General features: G+C 63.9%; 17 protein-coding genes. 1 reads left to right on the top strand and 16 read right to left on the bottom strand.

Annotated elements, in window-relative coordinates; genetic code table 11:
- Window positions 1-573: 573 nt before the first annotated feature.
- From E1809_RS15325 to E1809_RS15375, 11 genes are all read right to left on the bottom strand, one after another.
- Window positions 574-1,584, bottom strand: a complete 1,011-nt coding sequence (locus E1809_RS15325) for a LacI family DNA-binding transcriptional regulator (RefSeq protein ID WP_133205111.1) — start codon at window positions 1,582-1,584, stop codon at window positions 574-576.
- 183 nt (window positions 1,585-1,767) lie between these two features.
- Window positions 1,768-3,288: an L-arabinose isomerase gene (gene araA, locus E1809_RS15330; protein WP_133205112.1), complete on the bottom strand. Its 1,521-nt coding sequence runs from the start codon at window positions 3,286-3,288 to the stop codon at window positions 1,768-1,770.
- Between the two features lie 29 nt (window positions 3,289-3,317).
- A complete protein-coding gene (locus E1809_RS15335; protein ID WP_133205113.1) occupies window positions 3,318-4,013 on the bottom strand; it encodes an L-ribulose-5-phosphate 4-epimerase in 696 nt (231 codons plus the stop codon).
- Window positions 4,010-5,713, bottom strand: coding sequence for a ribulokinase (gene araB / locus E1809_RS15340; RefSeq protein ID WP_133205114.1), 1,704 nt, complete (start codon window positions 5,711-5,713; stop codon window positions 4,010-4,012). The genes E1809_RS15335 and araB overlap by 4 nt, the downstream gene beginning before the upstream one ends.
- Before the next feature lie 71 nt (window positions 5,714-5,784).
- Window positions 5,785-6,018 (bottom strand): GntR family transcriptional regulator, encoded by a 234-nt coding sequence (locus E1809_RS26720; RefSeq protein WP_165962334.1) that lies wholly within the window; start codon window positions 6,016-6,018, stop codon window positions 5,785-5,787.
- A gap of 43 nt (window positions 6,019-6,061) precedes the next feature.
- Window positions 6,062-6,931, bottom strand: coding sequence for a carbohydrate ABC transporter permease (locus tag E1809_RS15350; protein WP_133205116.1), 870 nt, complete (start codon window positions 6,929-6,931; stop codon window positions 6,062-6,064).
- A complete protein-coding gene (locus E1809_RS15355; RefSeq protein WP_133205117.1) occupies window positions 6,931-7,866 on the bottom strand; it encodes a carbohydrate ABC transporter permease in 936 nt (311 codons plus the stop codon). Before E1809_RS15355 ends, E1809_RS15350 begins: the two co-directional genes overlap by 1 nt.
- A 91-nt stretch (window positions 7,867-7,957) precedes the next feature.
- Entirely contained in the window at window positions 7,958-9,226 is a 1,269-nt protein-coding gene (locus E1809_RS15360; protein WP_133205118.1) for an ABC transporter substrate-binding protein, read from the bottom strand.
- Between the two features lie 41 nt (window positions 9,227-9,267).
- A complete protein-coding gene (locus E1809_RS15365; RefSeq protein WP_133205199.1) occupies window positions 9,268-11,436 on the bottom strand; it encodes a glycoside hydrolase family 36 protein in 2,169 nt (722 codons plus the stop codon).
- A gap of 160 nt (window positions 11,437-11,596) precedes the next feature.
- The gene (locus E1809_RS15370) at window positions 11,597-12,694 is read right to left on the bottom strand and encodes a LacI family DNA-binding transcriptional regulator (protein ID WP_133205119.1); all 1,098 of its coding nucleotides are present in this window, start codon (window positions 12,692-12,694) and stop codon (window positions 11,597-11,599) included.
- Window positions 12,695-12,910: 216 nt separating this feature from the next.
- Window positions 12,911-13,297, bottom strand: a complete 387-nt coding sequence (locus E1809_RS15375; protein WP_205754204.1) for a MarR family winged helix-turn-helix transcriptional regulator — start codon at window positions 13,295-13,297, stop codon at window positions 12,911-12,913.
- 121 nt (window positions 13,298-13,418) lie between these two features.
- Here E1809_RS15375 and E1809_RS15380 point away from each other — a divergent pair, with 121 nt between their 5' ends.
- Window positions 13,419-15,281 carry an ABC transporter ATP-binding protein gene (locus E1809_RS15380; RefSeq protein ID WP_133205121.1) on the top strand — a complete coding sequence of 621 codons (1,863 nt, stop codon included), beginning with the start codon at window positions 13,419-13,421 and terminating at the stop codon, window positions 15,279-15,281.
- Window positions 15,282-15,482: 201 nt separating this feature from the next.
- Here the strand turns inward: E1809_RS15380 and E1809_RS15385 are convergent, their stop codons facing one another.
- The 5 genes from E1809_RS15385 to E1809_RS15405 form a co-directional block, all read right to left on the bottom strand.
- Entirely contained in the window at window positions 15,483-16,118 is a 636-nt protein-coding gene (locus E1809_RS15385; RefSeq protein WP_133205122.1) for a hypothetical protein, read from the bottom strand.
- 194 nt (window positions 16,119-16,312) lie between these two features.
- Window positions 16,313-17,293, bottom strand: a complete 981-nt coding sequence (locus tag E1809_RS15390; RefSeq protein ID WP_235835623.1) for a carbohydrate ABC transporter permease — start codon at window positions 17,291-17,293, stop codon at window positions 16,313-16,315.
- Window positions 17,294-17,304: 11 nt separating this feature from the next.
- The gene (locus E1809_RS15395) at window positions 17,305-18,261 is read right to left on the bottom strand and encodes a carbohydrate ABC transporter permease (RefSeq protein ID WP_133205123.1); all 957 of its coding nucleotides are present in this window, start codon (window positions 18,259-18,261) and stop codon (window positions 17,305-17,307) included.
- Between the two features lie 31 nt (window positions 18,262-18,292).
- Window positions 18,293-19,240 carry a phosphodiesterase gene (locus tag E1809_RS15400; protein ID WP_133205124.1) on the bottom strand — a complete coding sequence of 316 codons (948 nt, stop codon included), beginning with the start codon at window positions 19,238-19,240 and terminating at the stop codon, window positions 18,293-18,295.
- Window positions 19,241-19,266: 26 nt separating this feature from the next.
- Complete coding sequence (locus E1809_RS15405) at window positions 19,267-20,052, bottom strand: tyrosine-protein phosphatase (RefSeq protein WP_165962335.1); 786 nt, start codon at window positions 20,050-20,052, stop codon at window positions 19,267-19,269.
- Between the last annotated feature and the right edge of the window lie 28 nt (window positions 20,053-20,080).

A 20,080-nucleotide genomic window follows, 5' to 3' on the forward strand; every position in this document is an offset into this window, starting at 1 on the left:
CTCGTGTGAGACACTCCGTGTTGGGCGGCGTCGGAGATGCTGAACAGGCCGCGCGGCAGGCGGTCCAGCAGATGGCTTTGGTGCTTCATGTTCATATCTTACGACAGATAAGATTAACTGTCGTGGAAAATGACCGTCGACGTGCCTCATCGCCTCGCCAGCTGGAGAAGTCGAAGCCGATTACAACTTGCGGTTGGCCGCAATGGAGGCTCACTTCGGTCATGTGTTCCCGGACGCGTCCCTCCATGAAAGCCAGACGGACCGCTGAGGTCCACTGCAGGCTGGAGGAGGAAGCTTGGGTGGAGGCGGTGTCGGACGCGGCAGGACAGGCGCGGCTCTCCGGTCAGCAATTGCAACCGACTCACCCTTAACTCACCTTAATCAGCAACAATCAATGACAAATCATCGCTCATCGTTGACCGCAAAAACCCCGAGAATCCGGGCGAAAACGGCCAGAAACGAGGCGCGCCGGGGCTATTGGCCCTAAAGCGGGGGTCTTCGGTTCAAGTTCAACGGTGGTTTCACTGTGGCCTTGAGCGGTACGGGTCGCGGGAGGAGTGAAAGGTCAGCCGATCAGGCCGGGCCGGAAGAACTCTGGCGGACCACCAGTTCCGGCGCGACCACAGTGGTGCCGACGCTGTGCCCGCCGTCGATGGAGCTGAGCATAAGGTCCATGCATCGTCGGCCGAGTTCTTCGAAGTCCTGGCGCACCGTGGTGAGCGGCGGCGTGAAAAATCCCGACTCTGGTTGGTCGTCAAAGCCCACGACGGACACGTCCTCGGGGACTCGGAGGCCTGCTTCGTTGAAGGCGCGAAGCAGGCCGAGGGCCATCTGGTCGTTGCCGACGAAGAGCGCGGTGGCCGTTCTCTCGCCGGCGATTTTCCGTCCGATCTCGTAGCCGCTGCCGGCGCTCCAGTCTCCTTCGACAAGCAGGTCATCGTCCAGGCCTGCTGTTCGGAGCGCTGAACGCCAGCCCTCGGCCCTGGCTGCGCCGTCAATCCAGTCCCGGGGACCTGCGACGTGTCCGATCCGACGGTGTCCCTGCTCGATCAAATGCCTGACGGCGAGCTCCGCGCCGCGCTTTTGGTCAACCATCGCGCCGCTCACCTCCGCATCTCCCAGCGAACCTACCGCCACCACGGGCACTCCGGCATTGACTTCGGCTAGGGTGCTCAGCGTGTCTGCGTGCGGCACCATCACTACGATTCCGTCGACGGCTTGGTCGAGGAAGTGCCGGACAGCGTCAAGGATTGCCTCTCGGGTGATGGTTCGTAGTGCGGCAATGCTGACGAAATAGCCTGCATCCCTGGCGGCATGTTCCACTCCGAGTAAAGTCCGTGCCGGTCCGTACTGGGCAAGCTCGCTCGCCAGGACGCCGATTGTTTGGGATCGCCGGGTGACAAGACTTCTCGCCGCAGTGTTGCGGCGGTATCCCAGCTCGGCAATGGCGGCCTCGACGCGTTCACGGGTTCCCTCGCTGACGTTGGGGTGGTTGTTGATCACCCGGGAGACCGTCTGATGGGAGACTCCTGCTCGCTCTGCTACATCCTCAAGCGTCGGCAGGCGCCCGCTGCTACTTTTCATGGGACCATTTTCGTCGACCTGGAGGGGTGGTAACCAATTACGCGCCTGAAAGCACAAGTCTCAGTATCGAGGTACGCGCTGGACGAATAACGAACCGGATCGAGCTGCATAGTCCAATCCGCAATGGGAGAAAGGGTGTCGGGTGGATCACTGGAACACCCCGTCTCGACGCTCAACCGTGGACTAGATCCCGCTGGCGAGTTTGTAGTACGCGGCGTTCCAGGCGAGTTCCTTTTTGAATTGCCTGATGGTGGTGGTCTCGTCGATGGTGAGCAGTTCGGTCCGTGCGATTTCGGCGAAGTCTTCGAAGACGTCCATGCCTACCTGGGTGGAGAGCACGGTGTGGTGCGCGGCGCCGGCGGTGAGCCAGGCGGCGGCGGCGGTCGCGAAGTCCGGCTTCGGTGACCACAATGCCCGGGCGACCGGGAGGTTGGGCAGCGGTTCGGGGAGATCGACGACGTCGACGGCGTTCGCGACGAGGCGGAAGCGGTCGCGCATGTCCGAGAGCGCGACGACGACCCCGGCACCCGGGTCGGTATCGAAGACCATGCGGACGGGGTCTTCCTTGCCGCCGATGCCCAGCGGGTGGATCTCCACCCGCGGCTTCGTGGCGGTCAGCGACGGGCAGACCTCGAGCATGTGCGCGCCCAGGATCTTCTCTGCGCCCGGTTCCAGGTGGTAGGTGTAGTCCTCCATGAGGGAGGCCCCGCCGGGCAGTCCGGCGCCCATGACTTTCGCGGCGCGGACGAGGATCGCGGTTTTCCAGTCGCCTTCGGCGCCGAATCCGTAGCCCTCGGCCATGAGTCGCTGGACGGCCATGCCGGGAAGCTGCCGCAACGCGCCCAGGTCCTCGAACGACGTCGTGAACGCGGCCGAGCCGTTCGCCTCCAGGAAGGACCGCAGACCCAGTTCGATCCGGGCGCTGTAGCGCAGGGACTCGTGCCGGGCACCGCCGGTCTTTAGTTCCGGTGCCACCTCGTAGAGGCGCTCGTATTCGGCGACGAGGGCGTCGACGTCGGACTCCGGCGCGCCGTGGACGGCGTCGGCGATTTCGTTGACGGACCAGGTGTTGACCGAGACGCCGAAGCGCAGCTCGGCTTCGGTCTTGTCCCCTTCGGTGACGGCGACGTTGCGCATGTTGTCCCCGAAGCGGGTCAGCTTCAGGGCCCTGACGGCGGCCCAGCCCGCGGAGGCGCGCTGCCAGGCGCCCACCTGGCGGGCGACGTCGGGGTTGGTGACGTGTCCGACGACGGTTTTGCGGGGCACGCCGAGGCGGGATTGGATGTAGCCGAATTCGCGGTCGCCGTGGGCTGCCTGGTTCAGGTTCATGAAGTCGAAGTCGATGTCCGCCCAGGGCAGCTCGCGGTTGGCCTGGGTGTGCAGGTGCAGGAGGGGTTTGCGGAGCAGGTCCAGGCCCTGGATCCACATCTTGGCCGGGGAGAAGGTGTGCATCCAGGCAGTGACCCCGATCACGGCGTCGTCCGTGTTGGCGTCCAGGGCGGTGCGGCGAATCGCCTCGGCATCGGTGAGGACCGGTTTCCACACGAGCTTGACGGGGACGTCGGAAGAGGCATTGAGGGCTGCGGCGATGTCCTGGGATTGGGCGGCGACTTGTTTGAGGACGTCTTCGCCGTAGAGGTGCTGGCTGCCGGTGAGGAACCAGACCTCGTAGTGGTCAAGGGTGGTGGCGTGGGCGTTGGGCATCGTTGCTCCTGGATTCGTTGGAAAGTGGGTTAGCGTCCGTAGACGTTTTGGTAGCGGTCGTGGAGGGAGTCGATCTTGGCCTGGTCGATGGGCAGCGGTTCGCCCAGCTGGCGTGCGATGTGGACGGTGCGGGCGACTTCCTCGCACATCACGGCGGCTTTGACGGCTTCGCGGGGGTTCTTGCCGATCGTGAACGGGCCGTGGTTCTGCATCAGCACGGCGGGGGAATTCGAGTTCTTCAGCGTTTCGACGATGCCCTGGCCGATAGAGTCGTCGCCGATGAGGGCGAAGGGCCCGATGGGGATGGTGCCGCCGAATTCGTCGCCCATCATGGTCAGCACGCACGGGATTTCTTCGCCGCGGGCTGCCCACGCCGTCGCGTAGGTGGAGTGCGTGTGGACGACCCCGCCGACGTCGGGCATGTTCCGGTAAACATAAGCGTGCGCGGCGGTGTCCGACGACGGCGAGAGGTCCGGGTTGCCCCACTCGCCGGCCGTTTCGTCCCCGCTGACCGGAACGCCATGGAGGTCGGTGACGACCATGAGGCCGGGGGCCAAAGCGTCGTAGGAGACACCCGAGGGTTTGATGACCATGAGGTCGTGGCCAGGGACGCGGGCGGACACGTTGCCGGCGGTCCAGACCACCAGCCCGTAGCGGGTGAGTTCGGAGTGCAGGGCGCAGACCTCGGCCCGGATCCTGGCGACCGTGTCCAGGAGGGCGCTCATGCGGAAACCCCTGCTGCGAGTCGCGGCGCGGTGGCATTGCGTTGGATGGCTTTGAGCCGGTGCATGACGTCGTTTGTTCCCCGGCCGAAGTAGTCGTGCAGGGTCCGGTACTCGGCGAAGAGTTCGTCGTATGCGGCGACGTTCTCCGGGATGGGGGTGTAGACCGCGCCGGGTGCCGAAGCCATGGCGGCCGCTGCTTCCCTGATGTCGTGGTATTTGCCGGCGGCGACCGCGGCGTGGATCGCCGAGCCGAGGGCCGGGGCTTGGGTGGAGCCGATCGTGGAGAGGCGCAGTCCGGTGACGTCGGCGTAGATCTGCATGAGGAGTTTATTCTTCAGCAGCCCGCCCGCTACGATGAACTCCGTCACCGGCACCCCGGAGTCCCGGAAGGCGTCCACGATGGTGCGGGTGCCGAACGCCGTGGCCTCCAGCAATGCCCGGTAAGTGTCTTCGGGTTTCGTGGCCAGGGTCTGGCCGACGATGACGCCGGAGAGTTCGTGGTCCACGAGCACGGAACGGTTGCCCGAGTGCCAGTCCAGGGCGATGAGTCCGTGTTCACCGATCTCCTGGGTGGAGGCGAGTTCGGTGAGGTATTCGTGGATCCCTACGCCCTTTTCCGCTGCAGCGTGGTGGTACTCCGGCGGTACGCCATTCTTGGTGAACCAGGCGAAGATGTCCCCGACGCCGGATTGGCCGGCTTCGTATCCCCACAGCCCGTCCACGATCCCGCCGCCGACGACACCGCACATCCCCGGGACCTCACGGAGCACGTCGCTGTTCATGACGTGGCAGGTCGAGGTGCCCATGATGGCCACGAGCTGGCCCGGTTCCACAGCGTTGGCTGCCGGGGCGGTGACGTGCGCGTCCACATTGCCCACCGCGACCGCGATGCCTTCAGGCAAACCGGTCCACGCTGCAGCCTCTTTGGTGAGGTACCCGGCGGCGTCGCCGAGCCGGCCGATGATGTGATCGAGCTTGGTGCTGACGAAGCCCTTGAAGTCCGGGTTCAGTGAGGCCAGGAAATCCTCCGACGGATAGGTGCCGTCCTGGTAGATGCCCTTGTACCCGGCCGTGCAGGCGTTGCGGATGTAGTTCCCGCACAACTGCCACACGATCCAGTCCGCGGCCTCCACCCAACGGTCCATCACCGTATAGACTTCCGGGTCGTCCTCCAGCAGCTGCAAGGCCTTGGCGAATTCCCACTCCGAGGAGATCAGGCCGCCATAACGGGGAAGCCATGCCTCACCGCGTTCTACGGCGAGGGCGTTGATGCGGTCCGCCTGGGGCTGCGCGGCGTGGTGGCGCCACAGCTTTACATACGCGTGCGGGCGGTCCGCGAAGCCGGGGACCTCGTTGAGCGGGGTCCCGTCCGCCTTCACCGGAACCATCGTGCAAGCCGTGAAATCCGTCGCGATACCCACCACCCGGGCCGGATCGATCCCCGCAGCGGCAACTGCGGCGGGCACCGCGCGGCGCAGCACTTCCCGGTAGTCCTCCGGCACCTGAAGCGCCCAGTCGGCCGGAAGCCTTATCTCCGGTGCGCTTGGAACGGCGTCGGTGACGACGGCGTGAGGGTATTCGTGCACCGCGCTGCCCAGTTCCTTGCCGTCGGAAACCCTTACCACCACCGCCCTGCCGGACAGGGTGCCGTAGTCCACGCCGATGACACAGCTATCGGACGGATCCAGTATTGCCGTCATGTGTATTTCTCCATTCGGAACGGTAATAGAGCTATGTTAGCGCTAACAATAATGATGAGGAAGCCTTCGTGTCAGGCGACGTAGGTTCCGGATCCTTGGACCCGGACCACGATCTGGTTCTTGGCCAGGAACTGCATGGCTTGGCGCACGGTTCCTGGGGCGACGTTCAATTCCCGGGCCAAATGGCCCTCGGTTGTGAGTTTGGAACCTGCGGGGATGTTGTTTCGCCGCAGGTCTGCGCGGATCCCTTCGGCGATCTGGAAATACAACGGCACCGGCGAGTTCCTGACGAGTTGAATATTCACCGCCGGCCGTGTTCCTTTCGCTGCCTGCAGCTCGTGTGGCGGGTTATTTTTCGGCTCCGGCGAGGGCGCCTTTGACGAAGTATTTCTGGAGGAAGAGGTAGGCGATGAGGATGGGGAGCAGCCCGATGAGCGCGGCGGCGGCCGCGGCACCGATGTTGTTTCCCTGCGATCCGAAGAAGCTGGCTGCGGCGGGCGCGAGGGTGCGGACTTCTGGTTGGTTCAGGATGTAGGAGCTCATCGCGAACTCGTTCCAGACGTTGGTCGAGGTAAGGATCACGACTGTTGCGATGACGGGCTTGAGCGAGGGCAGCACGATGCGCAGGAAGGTGGTGGTGAGTCCGGCGCCGTCGATTGCTGCTGCTTCTTCGAGTGAGAGGGGCAGGGTGCGCATGAACTGGGTGAAGAGGAATACCGCGAGGGGGAGCTGGATGGTTGTGAGCACCAGGCTGAGGCTGATGTAGGTGTTCAGCAGGCCGAGCTGGGCGAGCATGGTGTAGAGGGGAACGAGGATGCTCAGTGGCGGAACCATGAGCATCCCTAGGATAAGCAGTGAGACGAAGCGGTTCAGCTTCGTGCTGCGCCGCGCGAGGGGGTATGCGGCCATGGCGCCGACAATGCAGGTGAGCGCGGTGCTCACCACGGTGACGATCAGGCCGTTCTCCAGGGCCCATTCGAGGTGTCCTGAGTTCCAGGCGGTGGAGAAGTTGTCCAGCGTTCCGCCACTGAGGGGCGGTAGCCATAGCGAGGTGGTGTCGGTGATGGGTTTGAAGGCTGTTGTCAGGGCCAGATAGAACGGGGTCACCTGGGTGATGACGGCGATGGCGATGAAGGTCCAGCGTCCGAGTTGTCCGATGCGGGAAGTTCGCCTGACGCGTGCAGAGGTGGTTCGTTGGGGTGCGATTGTGGTGGCCATCAGATGTCCTTTCCGGTGCGGTCCATACGTGTGACGAGGAAAATTGAGACTACTGCGATCAGGACGAAAAGCGCGACGCCCATGGCTGAGGCGTATCCTGCGGCTTGCTGGCCGAAGTAGCTTCGTGCGATCAGGGTTGAGACCGAATGCGAGGAGTAGCCGGGGCCGCCGCCGGTGAGGACCTGAACGACGTCGTAGAGCTTGAGTCCGCCGATGAGGTTGATGATCATGCTGGAAATGATGGCCGGGCGCAGCAGGGGCAGGGTGATCGAACGGAAGAGGCGGAGCCCCCGGGCGCCATCGACTTCGGCGGCCTCGTTGATTTCCTGGCCGATGCCCTGGAGGCCGGCGAGGTAGATGACCATCGAGATGCCGACGAATTGAAGGGTGTTGATGAGCACGACGATGGTGACTGTTCCGGGGCCGGTGGAAAGCCAGGCGATCCGGTCAAATCCGAGCGCGACGAGGATGTCGTTCAGGGCGCCGCGGTCGTATTGGAAGAGGAAGTAGTACATCATGCTCATCACGACGGGCGAGACCAGCACAGGGAGGTAGATCAACGCCCGGGCAAAGGCCTTGCTCCGGCCGGCGCCGTCGAGGGCGACAGCCAGCGCGAGGCCGATGATCTGCTGCAGCACGGTGCAGCCGACGCCGTAGATGAGGGTGTTGATCAGCGCGGTCAGGAACGTCTTGTCGTTGAAGAGCCTCGCGAAATTGTCGAATCCGACGAAGGCCTTGGTCGGAGAGTATCCGTCCCAGTTCGTGAACGCGAGTCCGACCCCTTGCACGAGCGGGTAGATCATGAAGATCGCGACCATGGCGATCGCAGGCACGTACATCAGATTCATTGATCCGCCACGGCGACGCCGCGGTCGGCGTTCCGTTGGGGCTTCGACCCCCTTGGTGGTTTGGGGGAGGGTGATTTGTTGGCTCATGTCATTGCTTTCGCGAGGTTTTGGATCGGCAATGCCGAAGGGTGGTGCGGATAGGGGCCTGCCTCCTGGCCGGGGGCAGGCCCCCCTCGTGTTACTTTTGGCCGTACAGCGTGGCGAATTGGTTCTTCATTTGGGCAACCGCGCCGGCCACGTCCGACTGTCCGGAGATCACGGAGTCCGTGGTCGCGACCATGGTGTTCCATGACCCGTTGGGTAGGTATACGCGGTCGAAATATGGCTTGACCGGGGTCGATCCGCTTGTGACGTACTTGTCGAAGCTGGAGGTGAGTTTGCCGAAGTCGACCTTGACATTCACGAGGCCGGCTGCCGCGCCGTTGGCTTCGGCGAGGGCCGCGGCGTTGTCCGGCTGGGCGAGGAAGTCGAGGAACGCCAGGGCGTCGTCCTTGTGCTTGCTGGTCTTGGAGACGCCGAACGAGTCGACGCCTTCACCGCCGATCAGGTACGGGGTGGAGCCGTTGGTGGGCGGGAGCGGGATGAATCCGACGTTGGCATTAGGGTTGTACGTCCTAGCCGAGGCGAGGATGCTGTTGTTGTAGATTTCGAAGGCGGCGGTTCCGTTGGCGAGGGCGTGGGCCATGTCATCTTCGGAGGCCGAGGAGTAGTCCTTGTTGAACCAACCCTTGCTCTGCCAGGACTTCACCCGGTCCAGGACCTTGGCGTAGGCGGAGTCGACGAAGGTGCCCTGCTTCATCTGGGTGAGTTGGGAGTCCGTGAAGGTGTCTGCGGCGAGGTAGTCGGCGATGTGGCCTGCCGGGCCTTGGGCCTTGCCGCTGGAGAAGATCGGCGTGCTTCCCTTGGCAGCTACCGCTGCCGCTGCGTTGTTGAAGGCATCCCAGGTGGTGATCGTGGCCGGGTCGATGCCGGCCTTGTCGAGGACGTCTTTGTTGTAGGCGATCCCGGCGGTGTCGAACGCGCCGGGGAAGGCATAGATATTGCCGTCGCTGTCCCGCATGGCGGAGTTCAGGCCCGGGTTGACTTTCGATGCCCAGGACCGGTTGGTCAGAGGCTCGAGGAATTTGCTGTAGCGCAGCAGCGACCAGCCGTGGGTGGTGAAGACATCGGGGATGTCACCGGAGGCGAGCTTGACCTTCATCTGGTCTTCGTAGTCCGTGGACGCCGCCGTCATGTTGACCGTGATGCCCTTCTCTGCCTTGAACTTGGCGATGAGATCCGTCATCTCCTTGTACTGAGGAGTGTCGGGGCCGCCGTTGAGGAAGAACTGGACCTCGCTGCTGCTGGACGCGGAGGTTCCGCGGTCGCATCCGGTTGCGCTGATCAGGAGAGCGGCGACACCGAAAGCCGCGATTGCCGCCCGTGTCGTGTTCCGAGAAAGCTTCATTGCTTGTCCTTCATAGGTGGGTTGCTGCAGATGAGTTGGAGTTAGCCGCGCTGGATCGCGTAGACCCTGGCGGTCGGGCCGCTGGTTCCGGGTCGCAGGAGAACCGTGTTCCCGGGGCTGTCGGTGACGTCCCACCGGGCAAGTGTCCGGGGATAGATTTCAACCAGGTTCGCGGCCGTGACGCCGGTGCCGAGGCCCAGCGAGATCTCGGTGGTTTCATCGCCGCGGTTCCAGACGTAGAGGAGGTCGGCCTCAGGCCCCGAGAGCACCAGCGCGATTGTGTCGGCGTACCACTGGGGAAGGCCCGCAGGCCAGCTCGGAGTGGACGCGGCGATGTTGTTACGGATCGCTTTGAACTGCCGGTAGGCATCGTGCACAAGCTCAAGCTGATCCGGGTTCATCCGGTTGAGGTAGCCGGAAGCATAGAGGCGGCCGCTGAGGCCGGTGACCATCGTGTAGGCGATTTCCTCCTGGGTCATCCATGACTGTGGATACGCCCAGTTTCCTGCCTGCTCGGGAAGCATCTGCACAGGGGCGCCGGCGGCGATCGCCGGGTAGAGGCGGAAATCTTCCTGGTCGGAGGTCGACTGGAAATCGAACAGTTCCAGCATGGCGAAGTCGGCGCGCATGGCACCGGAACTGCAGTTCTCGAAGATCACGTTCGGGTGGCGCCGGCGCAGCTCGGTGAACCATTCAAGGTGGGCCCGGTTGTGGCCGAGCAGGCCGGCGCCGACGGAGAAGGCTTCGAAGTCGGTTCCCGGCCCGGGGGTCACGTTGTAGTCCAGCTTGAAGAAGTCGATGCCGAACGTCGCGATGAGCCGGTCGAAGGTTGCATCCAGGTGTGCGCGGGCCGCGGGGTGCCGCAGGTCGAGGAAGTAGCGCTGGTGCTCGGTGACGCGCTGGCCGTGGCGCTGCAGGAAGGCACCGTCCGGGAGTTGCTTGGCCAGAGGGCTGTCGACGCCGATGACCTCAGGCTCAAGCCAGATTCCGACTCCCATGCCGGCTTCCCTGATCGCCGAAACCACCCGCGCCAGTCCGCCGTCAGGGAAACGCCGGACGGAAGGGACCCATTCGCCGACCGAGGGCCACCAATCGCCGGCCACCGTGTCGTCGTACCAGCCCGCGTCAATGCAGAAGCACTCTGCACCAGCGGCCGCTGCCTGCTCGATGAGGGGGAGTAGCTTCTCGGTCGTCGGGTCACCATTGATGGTGTTCATGTAGTCGTTGAACACCAGCACCGAACCGGCGTCGGCATGCCTGCGGCGGCGCAACCACCGGCGGTGGCGGGTCAGCTCCGCTATGACACCCTCGAACCCGGCACCGCTGACTGCAAAGGACACTGGCACGGACATGAATGATTCGCCCGGTTCAAGCTTGTGCGACCAGTGGTGGTCGAGGTCCTCGGGACCCAGGAGAACGAGAGCCACAGAGTCTTCGTCTTCGCGGATGTTGTCGACTTCCCAGCGCCATCCGCCGTTGTGTTCGATCTGCCAAGCAAACGAGCGGCCGGTGACCTTGTTCTCAAGGGCACCGGTCGGGAGGGCGCGGGCTGTCGACCAGGTGGATGTGCCGATCTTCTCAACCCCGCCGCGACCGGGTTGGTTCATGTTCGCGGAGTTGAAGTCGGCGAGGTTGTCCTGGCTCCATAGGGCCTCGGTCGTCCATCGGAATTCCGCCAGTTGCTCTCCGGTGCCCGAGTGCAGCAGCAAGTCTTTCGTTGATTCCCCGGGGTAGACGAATGCCCCCGCCGAAAAGGAACTGACCGCTTCAAGGATCACCGGAGTACCGGAGGTGTTCATCACGGTAGTCGTCACGCGGGATGCGGCCAGTTCCGGGGACGCGCTGAAAAATGTCGTCACTTCGAGTCCCGTCAGGGGATCCCGCTGGACAACATCCAGCCGCGCAGTCCCGTCCTCGATCCGCGTGGAATGGCCTTCATAGCGGAGTCGAGCACCGACTCCGGTATTGGTGAAACGCGTTGTTGTCCGGGCCCGCCCATCGCCGGTTGCCATGAGTTCAACAATCGGCTGTCTTGTATTCGTCCAGGCAGAACCGGAATCGCTGATGCCGCTGAGAACTACCGGGAGGTCGGCATCGGCGATGAAATTCAGACGCAATCTGCCGGTATTCCACTCGAAGCGGAAGGGCCCCGCGGCTGCGGATTCTTCCGCGTCTTGCTCCACAACTGTGTTGCCGGGAGTGGACTGCATGTTGTCCAAAACGATGCTCCTTTGCGTCGGTCCGCCAAATGATAGCGTTGATCAGAATTGCTTGAAGAAAAGCATATGTCCTGACATGACCGCATGCAAGCGTTGATCATTTTTAAGTTGGAGAAGTCATTCCGGGCCTTCTCCGCACCTTGCGGGCCGCTTATTCCGTGGCGGGCGGAGGGGCGGTGCTTTCCCGGGTAACAAGACCGTACGAGGGCGTGCCGGCAGTGCTGACGGGCTCGTCGGGCTCCATCAGCAGTTCCAGGGCTGCCGCTCCTGCCCAGTCAAAATCGAGCCGGTAGGTGGTCAAGCCCGGAACCCACGTGGCCGCCAGGGGTTCGTCGTCGATGCCGGCGACGCTGATGTCTTGGGGGACACGTTTTCCTGCTTCATGGATGCTGCGCATGACAGCAAACGCAATCTCGTCATTGGCGCAGAAGATCGCAGTGACCCCGGGGTCGCGGGCCAAGGCGGTTCCAGCTTCACGGGCGGCGGCGATGGACCAATCCGTTCGAAGCGCTTCCGGGACGGGCGCGCCGGCATCGAGGAGGGCCTGGCGCCAGGCTGCTTCACGGATATGCGGTTCGCCGTTACGGCTTGGGGCGGCGACGTGGTGTACGGTCCGATGGCCGAGGGAGAGTAAATGGTTGGTGACTTCGTACGCAGCTTTCCTGTCATCGACCCGTACATGGGGCACGTCGATGTCGGTCAAATCGCCGTGGATCACGGTGGAGATGGGCAGGTTTCCCAGGCTGTCTTTCAGGCGAACGTCGTATGTGGTGTAGTCAAGGACTACGACCCCGATGATCGGTTGTCCCAACAGCACGTCGAGCGCCGACATTGACGTTTGCAAGTCGGCCGGGTCAAGGGCGACTATGGCAACGAGATAGCCAGCCTGACGAGCCCGGCTTTCGATATTGGCCAGCATCCGGCTGTAGCCGTGCAGCGAGGTATCCCGCGTAATGACCCCGACGATGGGCTGGCGCCCCTGAACCAGCGCGCGCGCTGCTCCGTTCGGCCGGTAACCCAAACTCTTCATGGCAGCCCGGACCCGATCCTTCGTTACCTCACGCACCGGAATATTTCCGGTCAACACTCGGGAAACGGTCGGCTGCGAAACACCGGCAACGCGCGCGACATCAGCAATCGTCGGCGGCCTCCTGCGCTCACCATGCGCGATTGACCCCAGTGGGCTGCCGTGCACTGCACTTGCCGTCCCGCTTGCCGCGGGCACGTCGCCTTCCGGTATCCCGAGCATCTAAGGACCCCGCCTTCCAGATGTTTTACAAGCATGTCCGTTCAATATTTGGCACCGGAACACGCCATGAATACGTTGATCATCCACAGTACCAATAGTCGCCCCACCAGATTCAGCTGCCGCATTTTGAATGTGCGCGGACTCCGGCGGTGTAGTTGCCGTCGTCGAGGATTTGTTCGCGCAACCGTTCGGCGAAGGTGAGGTCGATCCTGCCCGTTAAGCCCCATCGTGGACGAGGAGGCCGAGCAGGCGCCTCAATTCTTCGTGGTCCTCCGGAACGAGGCGGGAGAGGTACTCAACCGTTGCCCGCTCACGGGCCTCGGCAATGAGCCTGTGCACCCGCAGTCCTTCCTGAGTCGGCAGGACAGACGTAGCGCGTCTATCATGGGGATCGGCTGCACGGCTCACGAGCCCCCGCGCCTCAAGACCATCGATCACCTCAGTGGCAGAGCGCGGAGCTATGCCCAGGACATCGGCGACGGAAGAGATTCTTACCCCGGGCGTCGTACTGACAACACGCAGCGCCCGGCCCTGCCCCAGGGTAACGTCCCACTCCGCCAGGACACGGGCATAGCTGCGCCGCAACCCTTTGGCTGCGTTCATAAGAAGTTCTCCTGTGCTTTCCACCTGACTCATTCTACCGGTATGTCATTTTCCTCATAGTGAGGTAACCTCAGTTTAACGTGTTTCTGACACTGAGAGTCGACATTGATGCAAGGAGACCATGACCAGTCTGTTGACACCGTTCGGGGGAGGACCTCAGGGCGGCCGTGCTCCCGGTGGCCCCGGCAGTGCGAGCAGCCGTGGGACGCGCGCCGCGGAGGCCGACAAGCGTCAATTGGCGGAGCACCCGGTTGAATTCCGTCGCGTCGGGCGGCTCTTTCGTCCTCACATCGCGAAAGTTGCCTTTGTCCTGTTTCTCGTGGCCGCAAGTTCCTTTACCGGACTGACGCAGCCTTTCCTCGTTCGCCTTATCATCGACCGGGCTCTTCCCGACCGGAACCTGGGTCTCCTGCTGATCTGTGCTGGCGGAATGGTTGCCGTTGCCGCACTGACTGCAGCTTTGGGAGTGGGGCAGACCCTCGTGGCGACGCGAGTGGGCCAAGAGGTCATGCACCGGCTCCGTAGCGATGTTTTCGGACATCTTCAGCGTCAGTCCATGCGGTTCTTTGTCCGAACCCGCGGGGGAGAGATCCAATCGCGCATCGTCAACGACATCGGGGCCATGCAGTCCGTTGTGACGAGCACGGCCACTGGCATCGCTGCAAACGTGACCGTTGTCGTTGGTGCGGTTGCGGCGATGTTTACCCTCGATTGGCGGATGGCCGTTGTCAGCCTGCTGGTACTTCCACCGGCTGCCGTGACAACGCGTGCTGTCGCTCGCGTGCGCCACGCGATCACCGGTCTGCGCCAAGCCAAGCTCGCGGATCTGCACGTGCAGATCGAGGAGGGACTGAGCATCAGTGCTGTCCGGCTGAGTAAGACGCTCCACGCTGGCCCTGCGTTGAGCCGAAGGTTTGAGGACACGAGCCACGAACTGATCGATCTTGAGGTCCGTTCCCAGCTGGCTGGACGCTGGCGGATGGCTACCATGCAGGTGATGTTCGCAGCCGTTCCTGCGGTTCTTTACCTCTCAGCTGGTGTCCCAGTGACGGGCGGCGGCATAACGATTGGCACTCTCGTAGCCTTCGTGGGGCTTCAGGCTTCCCTTTTTCGCCCGCTCATTGGCCTTCTGAACGTCGGCATCGATGTCAACTCAAGCCTTGCGCTTTTTAGCCGCGTGTTTGAATATCTCGACCTGCCGGTTGATATCGCAGACCCGGCTGAGGCGCGGCATCCTGAAAAAGTGCAGGGGAACATCCGCTTCGAGGGAGTCAGCTTCGCCTACGACAAGCAAACCGTCCTTGACGCAATCGATCTGTCGATACCGGCCGGAACAAGCCTCGCCCTGGTCGGCGCCACCGGAAGCGGTAAATCGACCCTTGCGGGTCTTGTCGCACGGCTCTACGACCCGACGGCCGGACGGATCCTGCTGGACGACGTCGATCTGCGCGACCTTTCACTGGCCGACGTTGCCTCCGCCGTCGGCGTTGTCACCCAGGAGACGTACCTCGTTCACGCGACAGTGCGTGAAAATCTGCGTTATGCAAAACCCGACGCCAACGATTCTGAACTTATCGCGGCAGCACGGGCCGCTCAGATCCACGACCTCATCATTTCACTGCCGGACGGCTATGACACGGTCGTGGGCAGTCGTGGGTATCGCTTCTCCGGAGGCGAACAGCAGCGCCTGGCAATCGCACGTACGCTGCTGCGCAACCCCCGCGTCCTGGTGCTGGATGAAGCCACAAGCGCCCTCGACAACAACACCGAGTCGCAGGTCCAAGCAGCGCTCGAGCGACTGGCTGAAGGGCGCACAACGATCATGATCGCGCACCGGCTTTCAACGGTGCGCAATGCCGATCAAATTGCGGTCCTGGCCCGCGGACGCGTGGCGGAGCTAGGAACGCATGACGAGTTGCTCCGCAAGGACGGACTCTATGCGGCGCTCGTGCGCCGGGCGCCCCAACCCGCCGCACGTAAATAGGCTGGGCCGAGTCCCAAGCGACCGTGCATCTTTTGGCCCAAGCCGAACCGCCCTCACCGGAAAGGCGGGAAGTGTTCCGTGGAAGGGCAGCATCCCCAGCGGCAGAATATCGATCGGCGACGCCGATGATCGCGCATGAGTGCGGCGAAGTTCTTCGCGGACGCGAGTTGTACGGGACGTCCATCGTGGCGGGCGGGTCGGTCACGCCCCCGAATGTACACCGGCCCCGTCCCCGCCGTCGGGGCGGGCAGATCCGGACACCTCGCTATCGGTGTCCGGACCCGGGAAGGGTGCGTCGTCCGGGAAGAGGACGGGTGGTTGGATGAGGGCGTTGAGGTAGTCGGCCAGGGGGATGCTCCCTGAAACCGGGGCGTCGATCATGAGGGTGCCCCCGGTGGTCAGGAACACCGGACCGTGGGCCGGGTCGTGGCCCGGGGTGATCCGGGTGATGAGGTGCTCGTACGCGTCGGCCAGGCTGGGGCAGTTGACGGGCAACGGATGCGTCCTGGATCCGGTGACCACGACCGGGTGGTCCAGCACCATCCGTCCGGAACCGTCGATGACAAGTTCGGCCACGGCGTGCCCGTCATGGCGGGCCGGGACGTGAAGTGTGCCCAGCACGTAGGCCGGGGCCCAGTGCCGCCCGGCCGGGTCCGTGACCGGCAGCGGTGTCCGGCCTTGGGCCCTGAGTTCGGCCACGACGGCGCCGACGAGTCCAGCCACTGCGGGCTCGACGACGGCCCGGAGCCGTCCGGGAGATTCGCGACGACCGGACTCCGCAGTCCTGGAGGTGTTCGGCCGTGTGATGATCCGCCGGAAAGTTCCCCAGAGGTTCATGGCCACCCCCTTGATTCCGGACCCCGCCCCGGGAGCCCTCCCACCAGAATGAAACCACACCCAGCCACAGTGTCCAGAGCCCGCGCAAGATTCATGTCAGGGTCTGCGTTTTGAGGCCCGGGGTTGTTGCTGCGGCCGCGTCGGGCAAGGTCCCGGGCGGCGGTTCCCGGCGAGGGGGCCCGGAGGTTGGCGCCCTATTTAAGTCCGGATCGGATGAAGGCGTCCACGACGTAGCGTTGCAGGAAGATGTAGATCAGGAAGATCGGCAGGCATGCCAAGGATGATGCTGCCATGATGGCGCCCCAGTTGTTTCCTTCGGCGCCGAGGAACGCGCGGATGCCGACCTGGATGAGGGCGTCGGATTTCTGCATGATCAGGGAGGGCCACAGGTATTCGTTCCAGGCGCTGATGAACAGCATGATGCCCAGGGCGGCCAGGGCAGGGCGCAGATTGGGCACCACGACTTCCCAGAGGCTCCTCCAGGAGGAACGTCCGTCCATCTGGGCCGCGTCCAGGAGGTCCTGGGGGAAGGCCTCGAGGTGTTGGCGCAGCATCATGACGGCGAACGCGGAGCACAGTTGGGGAAGCACGACCCCGGTGATCGTGTTGAGCAGTCCCAGCTGGGAGATGAGCAGGTAGTTGGGAATCATGGTGACTTGGAACGGGACGAGCCACGAGCCGACGAACAGCAGGTAGAGCGCCTTTTTCCCGGCGAAGTCCCAGCGGGCGAAGCCGTAGGAGGCCAGGATGGCCACGAGCAGTTGGGACGCTGCCAGGGTCAGGGACATTCCGAAGGTGTTCGCGAGCATCCCGGCGATGGGGATGGTGGTGAGGACATACTGGAAGTTTTCCAGGCTCAGAGGGCCGGGCAGCGGGTTGACGGAAAGAGCGCCCGAGGAGGGCCGGAAGGCTGTGACGAACATCCAGTAGACCGGGAAAATCGAAGCGACCGCCAGGGCGATCAGCAGGACGTGGCTGGGGACGGTGCGAAGCTTAAGAGTCCAAGCGGGTCCGGTCCGCGGGCGCCCGGCGTTGGTGGGGTCCGCCGTCGTCATCCCCGCACGAAGCGGCGGACCGGCGAGGCCGGGCTGTCCGGAGACGCCTGACGGTTCCGGGGCCCTGGGAGTGTCCGGGGTGACGGGTTGGGATGGTGGGGCGATGGTGATGAAGGCCATGGTGGTTCTTTCTAGTTGTCGTAGAAGCTGAGTCGTTCCGAGAGTTCCACGAAGACCAGGGCGATGAGTCCGAAGCCGAGGAAGAACAGGGTGCCGGCTGCGGAGGACAGGCCGGCGTCGAAATTCCTGAAGCCGAACTGGTAGAGCAGGTAGTAGATGTTGGTGGAGGAATTCCCCGGCCCGCCTTGGGTGACAAGGTCGATGATCGGGTAGGTCCACTGTGCTGAGAGCAGGATGGTCATGAGGGAGAGGAACACCAGGCTCGGAGAGAGCAGGGGGATGATGATCCGCCAGGTGATCTGGGTTCCGCTGGCGCCGTCGATCGATGCGGCGGCGGCGTAGTCGGGGCTGATGCCGGCCAGGCCGGCGGACACGACGAGGACGCCGAAACCGAGCATTTGCCAGCCGACGATGACGATCACGGCGGTCATGGATCCACCCGGGTCGCGGAACACGTTGCCCATCGGGGCGCCGAGGGCGGCGGCGATGGCCGGGATGGTTCCGCCGTCGGGGGCGAAAAGCCAGCGCCAGATCGCGCTGCTGGCCACGGGAGTGATGAGGAAGGGAACGAAGATCAGTGCCTGGTAGGCAGTGCGGGCTTTGCCTTGGACCTTGCGGGAGAGCAGGGCGAACACGAGCGGCAGGGCAACGGAGATGCCCAGAAACGCGAGGATGTACAGGCCGGTGTTAACCAGTGCCTGGTGTAGTTCGGGCCGGCTGAGGACCTTCGCGTATTTTTGTACGTCGACGTACTGTTTGGGCCGGGTGGGGATCAGGTTCCAGTCGTTGAAGGACAGGTTCACGGTCTGCCCCAACGGCCAGTAGGTCCAGACGAGCAGCAGGATGACGGCGGGCAGGATGTAGAGGTAAGGGCTCAGGGCGCGCCGGGGCTTTCGTTGCGGTTCCGGGCGCCCGGCCGGGCCGGCAGGGGTGATCCCTGCTGCCGGCCCGGCCGTTTCGATGAACATGCTGTGTGGTTTCCTTCCGATGCCGCCCGGGTTAGCGGACGCTTCCGGTGAGTTCGACGCCGGTGGAGGCTTCGCCGTCGGACTCTTCACCGGGGGCGGTCATCGCGGCGGTGGCCTCTTCGAGGCTCATCTTCTCGAACGCTGCCATTTGCTCCGCGGTGACGGTGTAGACGGTGGAGAATTCACCGATTGGGACGACGGAGCTGAGCATCCGGTCCTGGTAGAGGTGGATCAGGTTGAATGCCTGGGCGCCGTCTTGTCCGCGCATCGAGTTTTCCGGAACGTTCAGGTCTTGGGTGTAGCACGTGGCGGAGGCGACCGTCACGGGTGCGCCGGCGAAGGTGCTGAACGTGGAGTAGTGCAGGTGGCCGGCCAGGATGCCGCGGACATCCGTACCCTCGATGATCTTTTCGAAACGGCTCTGTTCGCGCAGTTCGAACTTCGCCATGATGGGAAGCGGGCTGGGGACGGGCGGGTGGTGCAGGGCGATGAGCGTGCCGTGCGGTGCCGGAGTGGCCAGGATGTCTTGAAGCCAAGTGAGTTGCTCGTCGGTGATTTCACCGTGGTGCTTGCCTGGGACGGTGGAATCCAGGGCGATGATGCGCAGGCCGTTGATGTCGTGGACGATGTCCACGGATTCCTGGCCGGCGTCGGAGTCGAGCAGGCCGGTGCGGAAGGCTGCGCGCTCGTCGTGGTTGCCCATGACCCAGATGATCTTGGCTCCGAGTTCTTCTGCCACGGGTTCGACCATGTTGCGCAGGCGGACGTAGGCGTCCGGGCGTCCGGTGTCGGCGAGGTCTCCGGTGAACACTATGGCTTCGGGCTTGACCTGGGCTTTGGCGAAGTCGTGGAAGAGCTGGCGGAGGTTTTCGTCGCTGTCCACGCTGCCGTGGAGGAGGTCGTTGTCGGCGACAAAATGGGTGTCGCTGATGTGCAGGATGAAGTGTTCGGGGGCGGGGTGCTGGGCTTCGGTGTTCATGGGTGTCTCCTTGACAGTTGAGGGAGTTAGCGGGTGGTGGTCAGGACGTCGGTGAGCCGCGCGAGATCGGCGTCGCTGAAGCCGTGGGCCTTCAGCAGTCCGGCGGCGCCGCCGTACAGTTCGTCCACGAGGTCCAGGGTGGTCGCCAGGACGGTGGCCGGGCTCGCGGTGATGATTTGGCGCAGTTCCTCACCGGTGCCGAGGCCGGGGTGTCCGGCCATGGCGGTAATCATGGTTTCGGCCCATTCGCCGGCGAGGTTTTCTTCGCTGGCGGTGTAGTCCAGGATTACGTGGTCGCGGTCGATTCCTGCGCCGAGGAGGGCGAGGGCGACGACGAGGCCGGTGCGGTCTTTGCCTGCGGTGCAGTGGACCAGGACGGGGTCGGTTCCGGAGTCGGCGATGAGGCGGACGGCGTCGGCGAGGCGCCGGGCGTGGCGGGTGATCATGAGGCGGTAGATCTCCGGCAGGGTAGTGATAGCCGCGGCGCCGGGGACGTTGCCTTGCTCGAAGACCGGATGGTGGTGGGTGGTGATGCCGAGTCCGTAGAGCCTGCTGGGCGAGCTCGCCAGTTCCGTGTGGTCGCGCAGGTCGATGACCAGGCGGATGCGGAGTTCGGAGACCTGGCGGCGTCCGGCGTCGGTGAGTGCGTGGAGCGCGTCCGAACGGTAGAGCTTGCCGTCGCGGAGGGCCCGGGCGGGGGTCCCGGCGGCGGTCGGGGAATGGCCGGCTGTGCTGCGGAAGTTGTAGGTGCCCTCGATCGGGTAGGGGCGGTTGCGGGTTCCGAAGACGGCGTCTTCGGCGGTGCTTGTCACGGGGTCGGGTCCTTCCGGATGGGTCAGG

The sequence above is a fragment of the Arthrobacter terricola genome, from assembly GCF_004354015.1.
Taxonomy (GTDB): domain Bacteria; phylum Actinomycetota; class Actinomycetes; order Actinomycetales; family Micrococcaceae; genus Arthrobacter; species Arthrobacter terricola.

Bases quoted from the DNA above. Each gene is read 5' to 3' on its own strand.
- E1809_RS15325 (WP_133205111.1), bottom strand. From the start codon at position 1,584: ATGAAAAGTAGCAGCGGGCGCCTGCCGACGCTTGAGGATGTAGCAGAG.
- araA (WP_133205112.1), bottom strand. From the start codon at position 3,288: ATGCCCAACGCCCACGCCACCACCCTTGACCACTACGAGGTCTGGTTC.
- E1809_RS15335 (WP_133205113.1), bottom strand. From the start codon at position 4,013: ATGAGCGCCCTCCTGGACACGGTCGCCAGGATCCGGGCCGAGGTCTGC.
- araB (WP_133205114.1), bottom strand. From the start codon at position 5,713: ATGACGGCAATACTGGATCCGTCCGATAGCTGTGTCATCGGCGTGGAC.
- E1809_RS15350 (WP_133205116.1), bottom strand. From the start codon at position 6,931: ATGGCCACCACAATCGCACCCCAACGAACCACCTCTGCACGCGTCAGG.
- E1809_RS15355 (WP_133205117.1), bottom strand. From the start codon at position 7,866: ATGAGCCAACAAATCACCCTCCCCCAAACCACCAAGGGGGTCGAAGCC.
- E1809_RS15360 (WP_133205118.1), bottom strand. From the start codon at position 9,226: ATGAAGCTTTCTCGGAACACGACACGGGCGGCAATCGCGGCTTTCGGT.
- E1809_RS15365 (WP_133205199.1), bottom strand. From the start codon at position 11,436: ATGCAGTCCACTCCCGGCAACACAGTTGTGGAGCAAGACGCGGAAGAA.
- E1809_RS15370 (WP_133205119.1), bottom strand. From the start codon at position 12,694: ATGCTCGGGATACCGGAAGGCGACGTGCCCGCGGCAAGCGGGACGGCA.
- E1809_RS15375 (WP_205754204.1), bottom strand. From the start codon at position 13,297: ATGAACGCAGCCAAAGGGTTGCGGCGCAGCTATGCCCGTGTCCTGGCG.
- E1809_RS15380 (WP_133205121.1), top strand. From the start codon at position 13,419: ATGACCAGTCTGTTGACACCGTTCGGGGGAGGACCTCAGGGCGGCCGT.
- E1809_RS15385 (WP_133205122.1), bottom strand. From the start codon at position 16,118: ATGAACCTCTGGGGAACTTTCCGGCGGATCATCACACGGCCGAACACC.
- E1809_RS15390 (WP_235835623.1), bottom strand. From the start codon at position 17,293: ATGGCCTTCATCACCATCGCCCCACCATCCCAACCCGTCACCCCGGAC.
- E1809_RS15395 (WP_133205123.1), bottom strand. From the start codon at position 18,261: ATGTTCATCGAAACGGCCGGGCCGGCAGCAGGGATCACCCCTGCCGGC.
- E1809_RS15400 (WP_133205124.1), bottom strand. From the start codon at position 19,240: ATGAACACCGAAGCCCAGCACCCCGCCCCCGAACACTTCATCCTGCAC.